Source organism: Kitasatospora sp. NPDC059803, from assembly GCF_042732255.1.
Classification (GTDB): Bacteria; Actinomycetota; Actinomycetes; order Streptomycetales; family Streptomycetaceae; genus Kitasatospora.
In genome coordinates, this window is sequence record NZ_JBHWIJ010000025.1 from 1 (window position 1) to 17255 (window position 17255).

Sequence of the window (17255 nt, forward strand, 5' to 3'; positions counted from 1 at the left end):
CCCCTCCCCGCGGCCCCCGCCCACCCCCCCGACCCGCGGCCCGCCGTCGTCGGCCGGGCCCACGAGGCCTGGCGCGGCTGGCGGGCCGACCCCGCCGCCCGCACCGCCGCGTTGCGCGCGGCAGCCGACGCCGTGGAGGCGGCCGGAGCCGACCTCGCCCCGCTGCTCACCCGGGAACAAGGCAAACCCCTGGCCGAGTCGGCCGCCGAGGTCGCCCGGACGGCGGCCCGCCTGCGCTACTTCGCCGACCTGGCCCCCGCGCCCCAGCCGATCGCGGACGGCCGTCCGGTGCGCAGCGAGATCCGCTGGCGGCCGCTGGGGCCGGTCGCCGCGATCGTCCCGTGGAACTTCCCGCTCCAGCTCGCGGCGGCGAAGTTCGCGCCCGCACTCGCCGCAGGCAACACGATGGTGCTCAAGCCCTCCCCGTTCACCCCCCTCGCCACCCGCCTGCTGGGCTCCGTCCTCGCCACCGCCCTCCCCGAGGGCGTCCTGACGATCGTCACCGGCCGCGAACCCCTCGGCGCCCGGCTCGCCTCCCACCCGGGGATCCGCCACGTGACCTTCACCGGCTCGGTCCCCACCGGTCGGGCCGTCGCGGCGGGCGCGGCCGCCTCGCTCGCCCGGGTCACCCTGGAGCTGGGCGGCAACGACGCCGCCGTCCTGCTGGACGACGTGGACGTGGACCGGATCGCGGACCGGCTGTTCTGGGCGGCGTTCCGCAACTGCGGGCAGGTCTGCATGGCGGTCAAGCGCGTCTACGCCCCGGCCCGGCTCCACTCCCAGGTGGTCGAGGCCCTCGCGGAGCGGGCGAAGAGCGTCGTCGTCGGCGCCGGACTCGACCCGGGCACCCGGCTGGGGCCGGTCAACAACGCCCCCCTGCTGGCCAGGGTCGAGCGCTACACGGCCCGGGCCCTGGCAGGCGGCGCCCGGGCCGTGGCCGGTGGCCACCGGCTGGACCGGCCGGGCTACTTCTTCGCCCCGACGATCCTGGCCGACGTCCCCGCCGACAGTCCGGTGGTGACGGAGGAGCAGTTCGGCCCGGTCCTGCCGGTGCTGCCGTACCGGAGCGTCGACGAGGCCGTCGAAGCGGCCAACGACACCGGATTTGGGCTGGGCGGCTCGGTGTGGGGGACGGACCTCGACCGGGCCGAGGCGGTGGCCGACCGGCTGGAGTGCGGGACGGCGTGGATCAACCACCACGCCGAACTCTCCCTCGCCCAGCCCTTCGCGGGCATCAAGGAGAGCGGTGTCGGCGTCGCGGGCGGGCCGTGGGGGCTCTACGGGAACCTCCGGCCGTTCGTCGTGCACCGGCCGGAGGAGGCTTGACGATCCGGAGGAGCGTGACGATGAGGTTCGACGCGGCGGTACTGCGCTCGTACGAGGGCGGGTTCGCCGTCGAGGAGGTGGTCCTGAACGGGGGGCCGGCCGACGGCGAGGTCCTGGTGCGGATCGCGGGCTGCGGGATGTGCCGCACCGACCTCGCGGTCCGGCGTTCGGCGGGCCGCTCGCCGCTGCCGGCGGTGCTCGGGCACGAGGGGGCCGGGGTCGTGGTGGAGACCGGCGGCCCGCACACCGGGCTGAGCGTCGGCGACCACGTCGTGCTGAGCTTCGACTCCTGCGGACACTGCCGGAACTGCCTGGGTGCGGCCCCCGCCTACTGCGACTCCTTCGCCGCGCTCAACCTCTTCGGCGGGCGCAAGGAGGACGCGGCGCGGTTCACCGACGCGGCCGGGGGCGAACTGGCCCCCCGGTGGTTCGGCCAGTCCTCGTTCGCCGAGTACGCGATGGTTCCGGCGCGCAACGCCGTCCGGGTCGACCGCTCGCTGCCCCTCGACCTGCTCGGGCCCCTCGGCTGCGGCTTCCTGACCGGTGCCGGGGCCGTGTTCAACTCCTTCGGCGCCGGCCCCGGCGACACCGTCGTGGTCCTCGGCGCGGGGGCGGTGGGCCTGGCCGCGGTGATGGCGGCCACGGCCGCCGGGGCGGTGACCGTGGCCGTCGACCGGTACCCCGAACGGCTCGACCTCGCCGAGCGGTTCGGCGCGATCCCGCTGCGCGCCGGACCAGCCGACCACGCCTCCGGGCCCGACCCTGTCCCCCGGCCCGGACTGGCCGAGCGGATCCAGCGGCTGACCGACGGCGGCGCGCGGTACGCGCTGGACACCACGGCCTCCGCCCCGCTGATCAACGAGGCGCTCCGGGCCCTGCGCCCGACCGGCCACCTCGGGCTGGTCGCCCGGCTCCGCACCGCGCTGCCGCTCGATCCGGGGACACTGGACCGGGGCCGGCGGATCTCCCACATCTGCGAGGGGGACGCGGTGCCGGCCCTGCTGATCCCCCGGCTGACCCGGCTGTGGCAGGCCGGGAAGTTCCCCTTCGACCAGCTGATCCGCCGGTACCCGCTCGCCGCCGTCAACGAGGCCGAACGCGACTGCGACGCGGGCCGGGTGGTCAAACCCGTCCTGGTCCCGGAGCGGAGCGCCCGCTGAGCGAGGCCGCCCTCCCCACACCTACACCCGGGGCTTGTGCGCGAACACCCAGCGGTTGCCCTCCAGCGCGTCGTTCGGCTCGGGCAGGGGGCCGCGTCCGTGCTGGTGGGTGAAGTCGAAGGGGGTGTGGACCGAGGTGATCCAGCCCTTGCCGGCCAGGGCGCCCGCGGAGTCGGGCCGCGGCTCTGCGTCGAACAGATCGAGCAGGTCGATGCCGATCTGGTGCTTCGTCGAGGTGTAGAGCGGGCTCTCGCGGTAGTCCAACAGGCTCTTCTCCAGCTTGACCTCGTACGCCATGGCGCTGCCGCCCGCGCTCAACCGGCCGACCGTGTCGATGAGTTGCGTCTCCACGCCGTTGGGCAGGTAGAAGAGCAGCCCCTCCGCCAGCCAGACGCTCGGCACGGCCGCGTCGAAGCCGGCCTCGGTCAGCGCTGCGGCCCAGTCGGTGCACAGGTCGGCGGCGACCGGGACGCGCGCCGCCTTCGGGGAGGCCGACAGCCCGCCGAGCACCCCGTGCTTGAAGGCCAGTACGCCCTCCCGGTCGACCTCGAAGACCGTGCAGCCGGGAGGCCAGTCGAGCCGGAACGCCCGCGTGTCCAACCCGGCGCCGAGCAGGACCACTTGACGGGCGCCCGAGTGCACCGACCGGAGCAGGAAGTCGTCGAGGACCCTCGTCCGCAGACCGAAGTAGCGCGCGAACCGCCCCCACAGCGGGTTCGCGTCCCCGTCCGGCACCTGGTGCATCCGGACCGGCCAGCCCGCGGACGCCGGCGCGGCGAGCACGAAGTGTTCCGCGTAGACGTCCTGCGCCAAAGTGTCGTGCCGGTGGGTCTCGATCGCGCGTGCCGCGGCGACCAGGAGGGCCGTCAGACCGACGCCGCCCTCCACCCCCTCCACACCGGTGCTCCGGTGCGCCGTACCGACCATGTGTCATCCCCTTGAAGCGAGTTGAGAACGCGAACAGCGAGGAATGCGACTGCCTCCTCACTATCCAGCCGGCCCTCGCCCGCCCGGGAGCGGTCCCACCGGATCCACCCGACCGGGTGAATCCCGCCGTCGCGGCGCCCGGACGCCCCCCGGGTGTGCTGCTGCTCACCGACCGCGCCGGGCCTGTTCGCGCACGTGCTCGGGGTACCAGCGGGTGATCCGGAACGCCAGCACCAGCAGGATCACCGGGATGACCCAGGTCAGCCAGTCCTTCGCCGAGCCGACGTGCAGGGCCGCCAGCCCCAGGAGCGCCGTGATCAGGAAGACCGTGCCCCAGAGCGCGGTCAGCAACCGGTTGGTGCGCCGGAACCGCGGCGTGCCCCAGACCTCCGGCGGCGTGGACTCCCGGGCGTACTGCTCGGTGAACGGGGTGAACGCCAGCGATCCCAGGGCCACCGCCGCGAGCACGCCGCTGGACAGCACCTGCGCGTAGGTCTCCAGCCAGACCAGGCTGTGCCGGTCGAGCACCAGGCCCAGTACGCAGAGCACGGCGAAGAAGACCACGCCGACGATGGTGAGCACCTTGGGCGCATGGTGGCACGCGTCCGGCAGGGCGACGACGAGCGCGGCGACCAGCGCCGTCAGGGCCGCCAGTTTCCAGGTGCTCGGCCCGGCGATGACGTCGAAGACGATCCACGGGACGAACGAGAGGAAGACCGAACCGGACCGCAGACCGCCCCGGCCCTGGCGTCCCGGCCCCGGACCGGGACCGGGGGCGGGGGCGGGGTCGGGGTCGGATGCCGGGGCGGCTGCCGGGCCGGATGCCGGGCCGGATGCCGGGTCGGATGCGGGGTCGGATGCGGGGTCGGATGCGGGGTCGGATGCGGGGTCGGGCGGGGAAGGTCCGAACGTGGGTCGGTGCATGAGAACCTCCGGTTCCATGCTGCGACCAGGCCGGTCCGGCTGCATCCGGGGCCGCCCTCGGCCCCTCGCGCCCCCTCGCGCCCCCTCCCCGAGGCGCCGGGACGCTTCGGGGAGGTGCGGGGACGTGCGGGGAGATACGGAGCGGGGTCAGGTCTTGCGCAGGGCCGGGGCCGGGGCGCCGATGAGGAGCCGGCGGACGGCGTCCCAGGCGGTGCGCTGGGCGGCGGCGCAGGCGCGGGTGTCGGAGCCGAGCAGGCGGAGCCAGGCGCCGCTGTCGTGCGGGAGGACGCTGACGCCGTGGAGCAGGCCGCTGCCGGCCAGGGCCTCGTGCAGGGTGTCGGCGACCTGCGCGGCGGGGGCGAGCGGAGTGACGACGTAGAGGCTCGCCATGACGTCGTGGCCGGCCAGGACCGCCGGGCCGGTCACACCGGCCTCCGGGGGCTCCAGCCGGACGGTGTCGAGGGCGATCAACTGACCGTCGGGGCGCCGCACTTCGAGGTCGGAGGCGAACACCTGGTAGGCGTTGCGCTCGCCCCGGGCGAGGCGGCCGGCGAGGACGGTCTCGCCGGCCAGCACGGTGGCGGTGGGGTCGACGGTGAGGACGGTGCGCTGGTAGAGCCGGGAGTCGACGAAGGGGATGACGGGCTCGGGCAGGTACTCGACGTAGGCGCGGGGGCCGGCGTCCAGGTTGACCAGCTGCGTCGCGTAGTCGAACTCCATCCGGTAGACCTTGGTGGCCGCCTGGGTGGTGAGGTGGGTCGCGGTGTCGGCGCCGCAGCGCAGGTCGGTGCGGAGCCGGTCGGCCTGGAGGATGCCGCCGCCGGTGGACATCAGGAAGGTGACGGCGAGGTCCGGGCGGGCCGGGTCGAAGTAGAGCGGGCGCATGATCTGCAGCGGCGACTTCTGGTAGTGGCCGGTGAGTTCGGTGCGTTCGCCGATCCGTTCGAAGGCCAGCTCCAGCAGGCCGACCTTGCCGGGGCGCCCGACACCCAGGGTGTTGGGCGTCCCGGCGTACCGGCGGACGGCGTACGGGACGCGGGCCGGCTCGTAGTGCCGCGGATCGAGCCGGGGCACGGCGGCCTCGGCGGCCTCCCCCGCAACCGCTTCCCCCGCGGCCGCGGTGACGGTCATGCCGGGACCTTGCGGAAGGTCTCCAGGAAGGTGGCGATCTCGTCCAGCCCGTGCCCGGTGAGGCAGTTGGTGAGCACGACCGGCCCGCCCTCGCGGACGCGGTGGGCGTCGGACTCCATGATGCCGAGGTCCGCGCGGACGTACTGGGCGATGTCGATCTTGTTGATGACCAGCAGGTCGGACTCGGTGATGCCCGGGCCGCGCTTGCGGGGCATCTTCTCGCCCTCGGCGGTGTCCAGGACGAAGAGGAAGAGGTCGACCAGGACGGGGCTGAAGGTCAGCGTGAGGTTGTCGCCGCCGGACTCGAACAGCAGGGTGTCGACGTCGGGGAAGCGCTCCAGCATCTCGGCGCCGGCCGCGAGGTTCATCGTCGGGTCGTCCCGGACGGCGGTGTGCGGGCAGGCGCCGGTCTCGACGCCGACGACCCGCTCGGGGTCGAGGACGCCGGCCAGGGTGCGACGCACGTGCTGCGCGTCCTCCTGGGTGTAGATGTCGTTGGTGATGACCGCCGGGCGGTGGCCGTTGGCGATCAGCACCGGGACGAGGGCCTCGATGAGCGCCGTCTTGCCGGAGCCGACCGGCCCGCCGATGCCCACGCGGAGCACGTTCTCGGTCATTGCTGTCTCCTTCTGATGCGGTGTGACGTTGGTTCTGCGTCCGGGAGGAGCGGGAGCCGCGGCACTCCCGTGCCCGCCCGCACCTCCCGGACGCGGTTCAGCTGGCGAACAGCCGGGCCTCGGCCCGTTCGTGCCGTCCGGACATCGCGTCGGCGACCGGCACGCACCCGCCCAGGTCGTCCAACTCCCGGGCGAGGGCGGCCCGTACGGTCTCCTCGATCACCGGCGCCGTGGCCCGCAGCACCACCTGCGCCTTGCGGTGGTCGGTCAGCCGCAGCCGCAGGGCGGCGCCGACGAAGCTGGTGCAGAAGGCGAACAGGTCGCTGGCGACGGCCTGGTCGACGGGCACGGCGGCGGAGGCGTAGGCGACTCCGGCGGCCACCGGCTGGGAACCGGGGGCCTGCTTGGCGGCGACCAGTTCGGCGTACCGGTCCAGCGGTTCGCCGCCGATCGACTCCCGGGCGATGTCGAGGAGTTGGCGCCCGGTCCGGGTGGAGGCCAGGCGCAGCTCGCGGTTGAGCTTGGTGGCGTGCAGCCGCTGGTCCACCTCGACCAGCAGGCCCCAGTCGCCGGCCCGGGCGGCGCCGTGGGCGAGGGCGAGCGCGGTGGCGTCGCCGGGGCCGACCGAGTGGCGCAGCAGGTCGGTGAGCAGGTCGGGCATGGTGTCCGCGGTGACGGCCTTGGCCTGGGCGTAGCCCTCCAGGCCGTGCGAGAGGGTGTAGAAGCCGCTGGGGAAGGCCGAGTCGGTCAGCTGGAGGCTGACCAGCAGGGCGTCGAGGCCTCCCCCGAGCCCGGGAGAGCCGGGCCCCGACGAACCGGACCCCGACGAACCGGACCCCGAAGAGCCGAGCCCCGAAGCGCCGCTCACGCGAGGTAGAACAGGTGGTTGAGCGGGAGTTCGCGGGCGGGCTCGATGGTGGCCGGCTCGCCGTCCAGGGTGACCTTGTAGGTCTCCGGGTCGACGGCGATCTTCGGCAGCGCGTCGTTGCGGACCATGTGCTGCTTGCCGACCGAGCGGCAGCGCCGCACGGGCAGGACCCGGCTGTCCAGCCCGAGTTGGGCCGGGACGCCGAGGTCGATGGCGGCCTGCGACATGAAGGAGACCCGGGTGGCCTGCTTGGCCCGGCCGAGCGCGCCGTACATCGGGCGGTAGTAGACCGGCTGCGGGGTGGGCAGCGAGGCGTTCGGGTCGCCCATCAGCGCCCAGTTGATGACGCCGCCCTTGATGACCATCTTGGGCTTGGCGCCGAAGGAGTTGATCGGCCAGAGCACGATGTCGGCGAGCTTGCCGCTCTCCAGCGAGCCGATGTGGTCGGCGGTGCCGGAGGCGATGGCCGGGTTGATGGTGAGCTTGGCGAGGTAGCGCAGGACGCGGAAGTTGTCGTTGCGCTCGGTGTCGCCGTCGAGCTTGCCGCGCTGGTCCTTGCAGTGGTGGGCGGTCTGGAAGGCGCGGGTGAAGGACTCCCCGATCCGGCCCATCGCCTGCGAGTCCGAGGAGAAGATCGAGATGACGCCCTCGTCGTGCAGGACGGTCTCGGCGGCGATCGTCTCGGCGCGGACCCGGGAGTCGGCGAAGGAGACGTCCTCGGGGATGTCGTGGCTGAGGTGGTGGCAGACCATCACCATGTCCAGCAGTTCGTCGACCGAGTTGACGGTGTAGGGCAGCGTGGGGTTGGTGGAGGACGGCAGGACGTTGGGCTCTCCGGCGATCCGCATGATGTCGGGGGCGTGGCCGCCGCCCGCGCCCTCGGTGTGGAAGGTGTGGATGGTGCGGCCGTCGATGGCGGAGAGGGTGTCCTCGAAGAAGCCGCCCTCGTTGAGGGTGTCCGTGTGGATGGCCACCTGGACGTCGTACTCGTCGGCGACGCCGAGCGCGCTGTCGATGGCGGCGGGGGTGCTGCCCCAGTCCTCGTGCACCTTGAGGCCGCAGACGCCGGCCTCGACCTGCTCGCGCAGGGCGCCGGGCAGCGAGCCGTTGCCCTTGCCGAGGAGGCCGACGTTGACCGGGAGGTCCTCGACCGCCTGGTACATCCGGTGGATGTTCCACGGGCCGGGAGTGCAGGTGGTGCCGTTGGTGCCGTCGGAGGGGCCGGTGCCGCCACCGATGAGGGTGGTGATGCCGTTGCTCAGCGCCTCCTGCACCTGCTGCGGGGCGATGAAGTGGATGTGGGTGTCGATGCCGCCGGCGGTGGCGATCAGGTGCTCGCCGGAGATCACCTCGGTGCCGGGGCCGATGACCAGCCGGGGGTGCACGCCGCTCTGGGTGTGCGGGTTGCCGGCCTTGCCGACGGCGGTGATGAAGCCGTCCTTGACGCCGATGTCGCCCTTGACCACGCCGAGGACGGCGTCCATCACGACGACGTTGGTGATCACCAGGTCCAGCGCGCCCTGGGCGGAGGTGGCGGCCGGGTCCTGGGCCATGCCGTCGCGGATGCCCTTGCCGCCGCCGTAGACGGCCTCGTCGCCGTAGTGGCCCTGGTTGAAGTCCTTCTCGATCTCGACGACGAGGTTGGTGTCGGCGAGGTGGAAGCGGTCGCCGACGGTGGGCCCGAAGAGATCGGTGTACTGCTTGCGGGACAGCGTGGCCATCAGCGGTCGCCTTCCTTGTGGTCGAGGTTGGTGCCCTTGAACCCGAGGGCGATCGCCCGGTCGATCGCCCGGGCGCGGGTGTCGGCCGACCTGATGCCGCCGTCGACGAGGTTGCTGAAGCCGATCAGGCGGCCGTGGCCGCCGAACTCGGCGAGCGTGACGTCCTTGGTGTCGCCCGGCTCGAAGCGGACGGCGGTGCCGGCCGGGATGTCCAGGTGCTTGCCGTAGGCGGCGTTGCGGTCGAAGTCGAGGGCGCGGTTGGCCTCGAAGAAGTGGTAGTGCGAGCCGACCTGGATCGCCCGGTCGCCGGTGTTGCTGACCGTGATGGTGACCTGGGCGCGACCGGCGTTGATCTCCACCGGGTCGTCGCCGTACAGGTACGTGGCGCCACCAGACATGGCGGGCCCTTCCTCTCTGTCGGTTCAGTGATGTGTGTGGCCGTGGGTGTGTCCGTCGGTGGCACCGTGGCTGTGGCCGTGCCCGTGGCCATGGGTGTGCCCGTGCCCGTGCCCATGCGAGTCCGAGTGCGAGTGGTCCCCGCCGGGGCCGTGGCTGTGGGCGTAGCCGTGCCCGTGCTCGGCGTCGAGGCCGGCCAGGATGCCGTCCTCGCCGTGGCCGAGCAGGTGCAGGGCCGCCGCGGTGCGGGCCGCGACGACGCCGGCGATCGCGGACGGCCGCAGCAGCGGTCCGCCGTCCCGCACCCCGGGCAGTTCGGTGCGCAGCGCCGGTCCGAACGAGGCCGGGACGGCCGTCACTTCGCGGGCGCCGAGCAGCCGGCAGCGTTCGGCGCCCTCGGCGAGGTCGGGGTCGCCGCCCGCGAAGGCCACCTCGACCCAGCGGTGGTGGCCGTACTGGCGGACCAGCCGGGCGATCCGGAACAGGTCCGCGTCCTCGAAGGGGCCGGCCGCCGGGGCGGTGACCAGCACGGCGCCGTCGGGCCCGGGGGCGGCGGAGGCCGCGGCCCGCAGCCAGCCGACGAGGTGGTCCTTGCCGCCGAACGCCCCGGTCAGGGCGAGTCGTCCGCGCCCCTCCCCTGCGGCCAGCCAGCGCAGCGCCCGGGCGGTGTCGGCCACCAGCTTCGGGTCGCGGCCCAGCGTCATCGGGACGACGCACACCGGGCCGTCGGTGGCGGCCAGCGCCGAGCGGACGGCCTCGCCGAGCGCCCGGCCGGCGGCGGCCGCGGCGTGGACGGCGGGCTCGCGCTCCACCAGGGCGGCCAGGTCCCGGCCGCCGTCGCTCTCGTGCCCGCCGGCCAGCACCACCGTGGCGGCGGGCGTCGGGGCCGAGGTCGGCGCGGGCGCCGGACCGGTCGCCGCTTCCGCCTGACGTACCGTCATGGCTCAGGCACCCACCGGGTCGTGGCAGGAGACCAGCTTGGTGCCGTCCAGGAACGCGGCCTCGACCTGGAGCAGCGGCAGCATCTCGCGGACGCCGGGCATGACGTCCTCGCCGCTGACGACCTGCTTGCCGATCTCCATGCACTCGGCGACGGTGCGCCCGTCCCGGGCGCCCTCCATGATCGCCTCGCTGATCAGCGCGCAGGCCTCGCTGTAGTTCAGTTTCACACCGCGGTCGCGGCGTTTGCGGGCCAGATCGGCCACGACGTAGATGTACAGCTTGTCCATCTCACGCGGGGCGAGATTCACGGGAATCACTCTTCCTTTCCGAGGGAACTCCGCAGGAACTCCGAATGAACACGCCTGTCACGGGCGGGAATTCGGGCTACCGAAACCCGGTCAGACTCTGCGCAGCCGGGGAATGGCCGGCACCGCCGCCAGGAACAGCATGGTGGTCAGGACGAACGGCCAGGTGAAGGCGTGGCCGCCGAACGGCGCGGTGGCGGCGGCCAGCGCCGGGGTCAGGACGGTCGCGGCGGCCGCGCCGAGGACGGCGTAGGCCGCGCTCCACCCGCCGGGGGCGACGAACACGCCGCACAGCGCCATCGCGACGAGCACCCCGCTGTACCCGAGCAGCCCCTGGCCGACGGCGTCGGCGGGCGCGCCGAGCGCCCAGGCGGTGAGCAGCCCGGTCGCGCTGCCCGCGCAGGCCAGCAGGCCGGCCGGGCGGCTGGCCGCGAAGATGCCGGCCAGGAACAGCAGGCCGACGTACCACTGGGGCATGAAGAAGATCTGGCCGATGTTGGCGAAGAACCCGTGCCACAGCTGGTCCCAGGTCAGCCCGGTCGGGCCGGCGGCCGGCCCGGCCAGGGCGGTCGGGGCGCCGGTGCCGTGCCACAGGTGGCGGAAGCCGGGCGCCGCGGCCGTCGTCGCGGTGGCGACCAGGCAGAACGGCGCGGTGAGCGCGGGCAGTTTCCAGCTGTCGAGCACCGCGCCGAGGCCCGCGGTGACCACCACGGCGACGACGGCGCCGAGGACGGCCGCCGCGACGGTGGCGGGGTGGTCGGGGCCGAGGAACACCGCGCACCCCAGCGCCACCAGGCAGCCGTTGTAGCCGTGCAGCCCGGCCTCGACGGCGTCGCGCGCCAGCCGCAGGCCGTACGCGACGGCGGTTCCGACGGCGCTGCCGAGCAGGCCGTAGACGCCGTAGCGCCAGCCGGCCGCGAAAAGTGCGGCCACGAAGAACAGGCCGCAGACGGCGGACGGCATGAAGTCCACCTGCGCGACGCCGCGCAGGACTTCGACGGCTAACTTGAGGGATATCGGGCGGGCGGCCCCCGAGGCCCCCGGCTCACCCTTTTTCTGACCCATACTTCGCACCAATTCCCGGTACGGCTTTTCACGGCATGGCGAATAGTCCCGCAAGGCTGCTCGGCTTTACTCGCGAGCACGCCCGGCGATTCCTCCGGAACCGTACTCCTGCGGAATGCCGGTCGGCGCGGACACGACCGGTTACACCCGTATGGCGAAGGGTGATCATCAGGCCTCTGAGCTGCAACAATATGTTGATTGCGCAGGTCAGCGACCCCCCTGTGGAGAGCCATTCTTTGCGAAGTTTTACTTGCGACAGACGAAAACGAGAAGGTGGTCATGTCAAGGAATTCGACACGAAGCCGCCCCGGTCAGGCAATTCGGACATCCGGCGCCGCGAAAGGCGGCGCAGCACTGCGGGAATGTGGCGGAAATGTGCATGCGACGCGTCGGAAAGCAGCCGGGTCGGCGAACGCGGGCCCGCGAGCACGAACCGGCCGCCGGGCTCCCGGCAGCGCGGGAGCGGACCGATGGCCGGCGGCCAGCGGCCGGTGGCGGCCTCCGGGACGCCTGCGGGCTACCGGCAGTGGGGTGGTCGGACTATCGTTAGTTAGCGAAAGCTATCGAAGTACTCTCCGACTGGCGGCCCCGGTCTGCCACTCACCTGGGGGCAGCGGTGGCGACGAAGATCCCGAACAACGGCAGGCGCCGGCCCGTCCGCGCGGTCCGCGGAGCCGTGGCGGCGGACCATCCCCGGTACAAGTGGGTCGCCCTCTCCAACACCACGCTCGGCACCCTGATCGCCACCGTCAACGCCTCGATCGTCCTGATCTCCCTCCCCGCGATCTTCAACGGCATCGGCCTCGACCCGCTCCAACCCGGCAACGTCAGCTACCTGTTGTGGATGCTGATGGGCTACATGCTGGTCACCGCCGTCCTGGTGGTCACCCTCGGCAGACTGGGCGACATCCACGGCCGGGTCCGGATCTACAACGCCGGCTTCCTGATCTTCACCCTCACCTCGGTGGCCCTCTCCCTCGACCCGCTGCACGGCGGGCCGGGCGCGCTGTGGCTGATCGGCTGGCGGGTGGTGCAGGCGATCGGCGGCTCGATGCTGATGGCCAACTCGGCCGCGATCATCACCGACGCGTTCCCGGCCCACCGGCGCGGCATGGCGCTGGGGGTGAACATCGTCGCGGGCATCGCCGGCTCCTTCATCGGCCTGGTGCTGGGCGGGCTGCTGGCCGAGTGGAACTGGCGGTCGATCTTCTGGGTCAACATGCCGATCGGCATCCTCGGCACGGTCTGGGCCTACCGGTCGCTGCGCGAGACCGGCGTACGGCGGCCCGCCCGGATCGACTGGTGGGGCAACGTCACCTTCGCCGTCGGCCTGACCGCCCTGCTCGCCGCGATCACCTACGGCATCCAGCCCTACGGCGGCCACACCATGGGCTGGACCAGCCCCTGGGTGATGGGCGGGCTGTTCGGCGGCGTGGCGCTGCTGATCGCCTTCTGCCTGGTCGAGTCCAGGGTCGCCGAGCCGATGTTCCCGCTGGCGCTGTTCCGCGACCCGGTCTTCGCCGGCGGCAACGCGGCCACCCTGCTGGGCTCGATCGCCCGCGGCGGCCTCCAGTTCATGCTGATCATCTGGCTGCAGGGCATCTGGCTGCCGCTGCACGGCTACGACTACGCCGACACCCCCCTGTGGGCGGGCATCTACCTCGTCCCGCTGACCGTCGGCTTCCTGGCCGCCGGGCCGGTCTCGGGCTACCTCTCCGACCGGGCCGGGGCCCGGCTGTTCGCCTCCGGTGGACTGGTGGTGATGGCCCTGTCCTTCGCCGGACTGCTGCTCCTGCCCACCGACTTCGGCTACCCGTGGTTCGCCGTCCTGGTGTTCCTCAACGGCTTGGGCGGCGGCCTGTTCGCGGCCCCCAACACCTCGCTGATCATGTCGAGCGTGCCGGCCGAGGCCCGCGGCGCCGCCTCCGGCATGCGGGCCACCTTCCAGAACGCCGGCATGGTGCTCTCGATCGGCGTCTTCTTCTCGCTGATGGTGGCCGGCCTGGCCGGCTCGCTGCCACACACCCTCACCGCCGGACTGACCGCGCAGGGCGTGCCCGCCGCCGACGCGCACACCATCGCCTCGCTGCCACCGGTCGGCACGCTCTTCGCCGCGTTCCTCGGGTACAACCCGATCCAGCAGCTGCTGGGCCCGCACGTGCTCGGCATGCTGCCGGCGGCCAACGCCCGGACGCTGACCGGCCGGGAGTTCTTCCCGCAACTGATCTCGGGCCCCTTCCACGACGGCCTGGTCGTGGTGTTCTGGCTGGCGATCGCCATGTCGCTGGTCGCCGCGGCGGCCTCGCTGGTCCGCGAGCGGACCGGGCCGCGCCACACCCGCCGCGCCCGGCCGGGCGCGGGCGGGCCCGCTGAACGGCCCGGTGTAGGCCGGCCCGCACCGCGCGGAAAGGCCCGCAGGCCATGACCGGGCACGATGCCGCGACCGGCGCCGACACCGCGACCGACGCCGAGGCCGAGGCCGGGGCCGGGGCCGGTCTCTCCGCCGAGGCCGTCGTCCGGCTGCGCCTGGCGATCGGCCGACTCAACCGGCAGATGGCCCGCGCCTCCGGCGGCCAGGACCTCACCGTCGCCCAACTCTCCGCCCTGGCCCGGGTGGAGGTGCACGGCCCGCTGCGGCTCGGCGAACTCGCCGCGCGGGAGGGGGTGGCCGTGCCGTCCGTGCTCCGCACGATCGCCCCGCTGACCGCCGACGGCCTGATCGCCAAGACCCCCGACCCGCTGGACGGCCGCTCCCAGCTGCTCGAACTCACCCCGGCCGGCCTGGCGGCGATCACCCGGATCCGCCGGGAGCGCTCCGCCCTGCTGGCCCGCCGCAGCGCGCGGCTCACCCCGCAGCAGTGCCGCCAACTGGAGTCGGCCGTACCGCTGTTGGAGTTGCTGCTGGACGATCCCGACGCGGCCTTCCCCGGCCAAGCCTGCCCCGATCCGTCCTACCCTGACCCGCCCTGCCCTGACCCGCCCTGCCCCGACCCGCCCTGCCCCGACCCGCCCTGCCCCGACCGGCGCGACTCCGTCGGCTGAGGCAGCGCTTCTCGGAGCGCCTACGCCGTCTCGCGGAGGAATCCGGTGAGCAACTCGAAGGTCTCCTCGGGCCGTTCGAGGCCGGGGAAGTGGCCGGCCCAGGACAGTTCGAGCCGGCGGGCGCCGGGGATCCGGGTCGCCAAGGAGTCGGCGATCTGCCGGAAGTCGTCCACGTCGTGGCCGCCGGTCACGACCAGGCAGGGCGCCGTGATCCGGGAGAGGTCCGCTTCGTCGTCGGTGGGGCCGATCTCGGCGTCCGCCTGCACCTCGAAGGCGCGCCGCTGCATCCGGCGGACGAGTTCGCGGGCTTCGTCGCCCGCCTCCGGGCCGAGCCAGGTCTCGACGTTGAGCTCGACGGCGCCCTCGACGTCCCCGGTCGCGAGGAGTTCCCGCTCCCGCGCGGCGAAGGCCATCAGGGCGTCGCCGGCGACGTGCTCGGCCGCCCCGGAGCAGAGCAGGGCCAGCGCGGTGACGGCCCCGGGGCGCAGCGCCGCCACGTCCATGGCGACCTTCCCCCCGTACGAGGCGCCGATCAGCGCGGTGCTCTCGACGCCCAGGTGGTCGAGGAGCGCCAGCACGTCCTGCGCGTCGCTGTACGGGGCGTCGGCCGGCGGTGTGTCGCCGAAGGCCCGGAAGTCGCCCCGGATCACCCGGTAGCCCGCGTCGACCAGCCCCTGCCACTGCGGGTCCCACATCCTCCGATCGCACACGGACGAGTGCAGCAGCACCACGGTGGGGCGGTCGCCCGGCAGGTCATGAGATACGTCATGGGAGAGGATCATCCGCGGATCGTATCGACGCCTCTGGGGGACGCCAACCGGTTTGGTGATCGGAGGGAGTAAGCGCTTTGGGCCGCTTCCGGGCTCTAGGTGGGTGAGGAGGTGCTCATGGGAGGCACGAAGACCGACCGGGACGAGGAGTTCCAGGCGTTCATCGTCGGGGCCTGGCCACGGCTGCTGCGAACGGCGTACCTGTTGGCCGGGGAGCAGTACGCGGCCGAGGACCTGGTGCAGTCCGCGGCGGAGAAGGCCTGCGCGGCCTGGGCGAAGGTGCGACGGGCCGGCGATCCGCACAGCTACGTGCGGCGGATCCTGGTGAACGAACACGCCCGCCGCTGGCGCCGCCGCGCGCCGGAGCTGCTGGTGTACGCCGTGCCGGACGAGGCCGGAGCGGAGGACTGCTACGCCCGCTCCGACCAGCGCGGCGCGCTGATGACGGCGCTGGCCGCCCTGCCGGCCCGCCAGCGCGAGGCCGTGGTGCTGCGCTACTGGGAGGACCTGAGCGACAGTCAGGCCGCCGAGGCGATGGGCTGCTCGACGGGCGCCGTGCGCAGCCACGCGGCCAAGGGGATCGCGAGACTGCGGGGGGCCGCAGCGCTGAAGGAAATCAAGGGCATGACGAGCATCGGAGGTGCGGTATGAGCGCGGGCGGCAACGGCGGGACGGTCGGCATGGGCGCGGCGGGCGACGACAGCGACGTGTGGGTCGGACTCGGCCTGGCGGACGTGGCGGCCGGGGCCACGATCAGCCCGGCGCCGATGGCGGACATCATGGCGGGCGGCCGCCGGATCCGGCGCCGTCGCCGGTCGGTGGTCGGCGCGCTCGCGCTGGCCTCGGTGGTGGTGCTGGGCGGCGGGACGATGGCGGGTCTGCACAGCTCCCCCGCGAGCAGCGGCGCCCAGGCGCTCGTCCCGGCCAACGGCGGTCCCGGCGGCGGCACCGGGGGCGGCCCGGCCGCCCAGCCGTCCGGCACGGCGACGGCCGAGCGGGACCCGTTCACCCCGGTCCGGGTGACGCTCGCCCAGGGCAACACCCCCGACGGCAAGACGTGGAAGCTCTGGACGGCGCTCTGGCCGGTCGCCCCGAAGGAGCGGGCGTACGAGCAGGCGGTGGCCGTCTGGGAGGAGCGCCACGCCGTCGACCCCTCGCTCGACAAGCCGACGGAGGCGTACGTCCAGCAGTACTGGCAGCCCAACGAGGACGTCGTGAACGACTACGTCACCCTGGACGGGGTGCGCCAGCCGCACGACAACGCGGGCAGCTACCCGGCGCCGGGCCACCTCGACCCGCGGATGGCCGACACGTTCAGCGGCGGCCTGATGGGCGCCCGGGACAAGTCCGGCACGCCCGGTCCGCTCCCGATCAAGCTCGCCGTGATGGCCCTCGGCCCGGACGTCGGCAAGGTCCTGGTGACCTGGTCGGACGGCACGGTCATGGAGCCGTGGCTGAAGGCCGTCGGGGACTCCCCGTACCAGCGGCTGGTGGTCCCCGAGCAGCCGGGCAAGAAGGTGACGTCGTGGCAGTTCTTCGACAAGAACGGCGCCAAGCTGCCGGACGCCGGCGTGATCTTGAGTCCCGAGTACGGGGGGGCGCGCCCGGCTGAACCCGCCCGGGGGGCCACGACCGCCCGCCCCGGCCGGAGGGGCCGGCCCGCTCCCCCGGGGGGCCGGCCCCTCGTCGGCGTACGGGACGGTCGGTGCGCGGGGGGATCGGCGTGCGGGGCGGTCGGTGCGCATCGCGGAAACGTGGGAGAAAGTGCTCCCCCGGTCGAGGGAGGTCATCGGCGGGCCGCCCGAGCAGACTGGCGATCACAGCCGGGGAGGACTTCCCGGCCTCCCCTTGATTGCACCGGAGTTGACTCGTGCGTGAGCAGATGTGGCAGCCGCTTTCCTCCCGACCTTCCTCCTGGCGTTCGTCCCGGCTTTCCTCCGGGCCTTCCTCCCGGCGCCCGCAGGCCGGTCGGCGCGGGGTCGTCGTGGGGGGGGCGGCCCCCGGGGGCCGCGGCGGCAAGAACCCGGGCCCCCCCCCGGCCCCCGCCCCCCCCCCCCCCCC

At 73.6% G+C, this 17255-nt stretch carries 16 protein-coding genes and 1 pseudogene; 6 read left to right on the forward strand and 11 right to left on the reverse strand.

Annotated features, from left to right (window positions below; all coding sequences use genetic code 11):
• Together ACFV6I_RS06510 and ACFV6I_RS06515 are read left to right on the forward strand one after the other, a co-directional pair.
• Window positions 1–1326, forward strand: a 1326-nt coding sequence (locus ACFV6I_RS06510; protein ID WP_380423755.1) for an aldehyde dehydrogenase family protein, incomplete at its 5' end; no start/stop codon positions are given.
• Between the two features lie 20 nt (window positions 1327–1346).
• The gene (locus ACFV6I_RS06515) at window positions 1347–2486 is read left to right on the forward strand and encodes an alcohol dehydrogenase catalytic domain-containing protein (RefSeq protein WP_380423756.1); all 1140 of its coding nucleotides are present in this window, start codon (window positions 1347–1349) and stop codon (window positions 2484–2486) included.
• Window positions 2487–2507: 21 nt separating this feature from the next.
• On the opposite strand, the gene ACFV6I_RS06520 is transcribed toward ACFV6I_RS06515, so the two are convergent.
• From ACFV6I_RS06520 to ACFV6I_RS06565, 10 genes are all read right to left on the reverse strand, one after another.
• Window positions 2508–3413 (reverse strand): class I SAM-dependent methyltransferase, encoded by a 906-nt coding sequence (locus tag ACFV6I_RS06520; RefSeq protein WP_380423757.1) that lies wholly within the window; start codon window positions 3411–3413, stop codon window positions 2508–2510.
• A gap of 165 nt (window positions 3414–3578) precedes the next feature.
• On the reverse strand, window positions 3579–4337 hold the full coding sequence (locus tag ACFV6I_RS06525; RefSeq protein WP_380423758.1) for a hypothetical protein: 759 nt from the start codon (window positions 4335–4337) through the stop codon (window positions 3579–3581).
• 147 nt (window positions 4338–4484) lie between these two features.
• Window positions 4485–5468: an urease accessory protein UreD gene (locus ACFV6I_RS06530; RefSeq protein ID WP_380423759.1), complete on the reverse strand. Its 984-nt coding sequence runs from the start codon at window positions 5466–5468 to the stop codon at window positions 4485–4487.
• Window positions 5465–6085 (reverse strand): urease accessory protein UreG, encoded by a 621-nt coding sequence (gene ureG, locus ACFV6I_RS06535; RefSeq protein WP_063349828.1) that lies wholly within the window; start codon window positions 6083–6085, stop codon window positions 5465–5467. Before ureG ends, ACFV6I_RS06530 begins: the two co-directional genes overlap by 4 nt.
• A gap of 97 nt (window positions 6086–6182) precedes the next feature.
• Window positions 6183–6953, reverse strand: coding sequence for an urease accessory protein UreF (locus tag ACFV6I_RS06540; protein ID WP_380423760.1), 771 nt, complete (start codon window positions 6951–6953; stop codon window positions 6183–6185).
• A complete protein-coding gene (gene ureC, locus ACFV6I_RS06545) occupies window positions 6950–8674 on the reverse strand; it encodes an urease subunit alpha (protein WP_063349826.1) in 1725 nt (574 codons plus the stop codon). The genes ACFV6I_RS06540 and ureC overlap by 4 nt, the downstream gene beginning before the upstream one ends.
• A complete protein-coding gene (locus ACFV6I_RS06550) occupies window positions 8674–9072 on the reverse strand; it encodes an urease subunit beta (RefSeq protein WP_063349825.1) in 399 nt (132 codons plus the stop codon). The genes ureC and ACFV6I_RS06550 overlap by 1 nt, the downstream gene beginning before the upstream one ends.
• 24 nt (window positions 9073–9096) lie before the next feature.
• Window positions 9097–10011, reverse strand: coding sequence for a sirohydrochlorin chelatase (locus tag ACFV6I_RS06555; RefSeq protein ID WP_380423761.1), 915 nt, complete (start codon window positions 10009–10011; stop codon window positions 9097–9099).
• Window positions 10012–10014: 3 nt separating this feature from the next.
• Window positions 10015–10320 (reverse strand): urease subunit gamma, encoded by a 306-nt coding sequence (locus tag ACFV6I_RS06560; RefSeq protein WP_063349823.1) that lies wholly within the window; start codon window positions 10318–10320, stop codon window positions 10015–10017.
• A gap of 90 nt (window positions 10321–10410) precedes the next feature.
• Window positions 10411–11382, reverse strand: a complete 972-nt coding sequence (locus ACFV6I_RS06565) for an urea transporter (protein WP_380423762.1) — start codon at window positions 11380–11382, stop codon at window positions 10411–10413.
• A 616-nt stretch (window positions 11383–11998) separates the two neighbouring features.
• Between ACFV6I_RS06565 and ACFV6I_RS06570 the strand changes: the two genes are divergently transcribed.
• Both ACFV6I_RS06570 and ACFV6I_RS06575 read left to right on the forward strand, forming a co-directional pair.
• Window positions 11999–13807: an MFS transporter gene (locus tag ACFV6I_RS06570; RefSeq protein WP_380423763.1), complete on the forward strand. Its 1809-nt coding sequence runs from the start codon at window positions 11999–12001 to the stop codon at window positions 13805–13807.
• Window positions 13804–14424: a MarR family winged helix-turn-helix transcriptional regulator gene (locus tag ACFV6I_RS06575; RefSeq protein ID WP_380423764.1), complete on the forward strand. Its 621-nt coding sequence runs from the start codon at window positions 13804–13806 to the stop codon at window positions 14422–14424. Before ACFV6I_RS06570 ends, ACFV6I_RS06575 begins: the two co-directional genes overlap by 4 nt.
• A gap of 20 nt (window positions 14425–14444) precedes the next feature.
• On the opposite strand, the gene ACFV6I_RS06580 is transcribed toward ACFV6I_RS06575, so the two are convergent.
• Window positions 14445–15206, reverse strand: a complete 762-nt coding sequence (locus ACFV6I_RS06580) for an alpha/beta fold hydrolase (protein WP_380423765.1) — start codon at window positions 15204–15206, stop codon at window positions 14445–14447.
• Between the two features lie 105 nt (window positions 15207–15311).
• Between ACFV6I_RS06580 and ACFV6I_RS06585 the strand changes: the two genes are divergently transcribed.
• Together ACFV6I_RS06585 and ACFV6I_RS06590 are read left to right on the forward strand one after the other, a co-directional pair.
• Window positions 15312–15845: a SigE family RNA polymerase sigma factor gene (locus ACFV6I_RS06585; RefSeq protein ID WP_063349820.1), complete on the forward strand. Its 534-nt coding sequence runs from the start codon at window positions 15312–15314 to the stop codon at window positions 15843–15845.
• Window positions 15842–17255, forward strand: a pseudogene (locus tag ACFV6I_RS06590) (hypothetical protein); the annotation flags it as partial. The gene ACFV6I_RS06585 and the pseudogene ACFV6I_RS06590, both read left to right, overlap by 4 nt.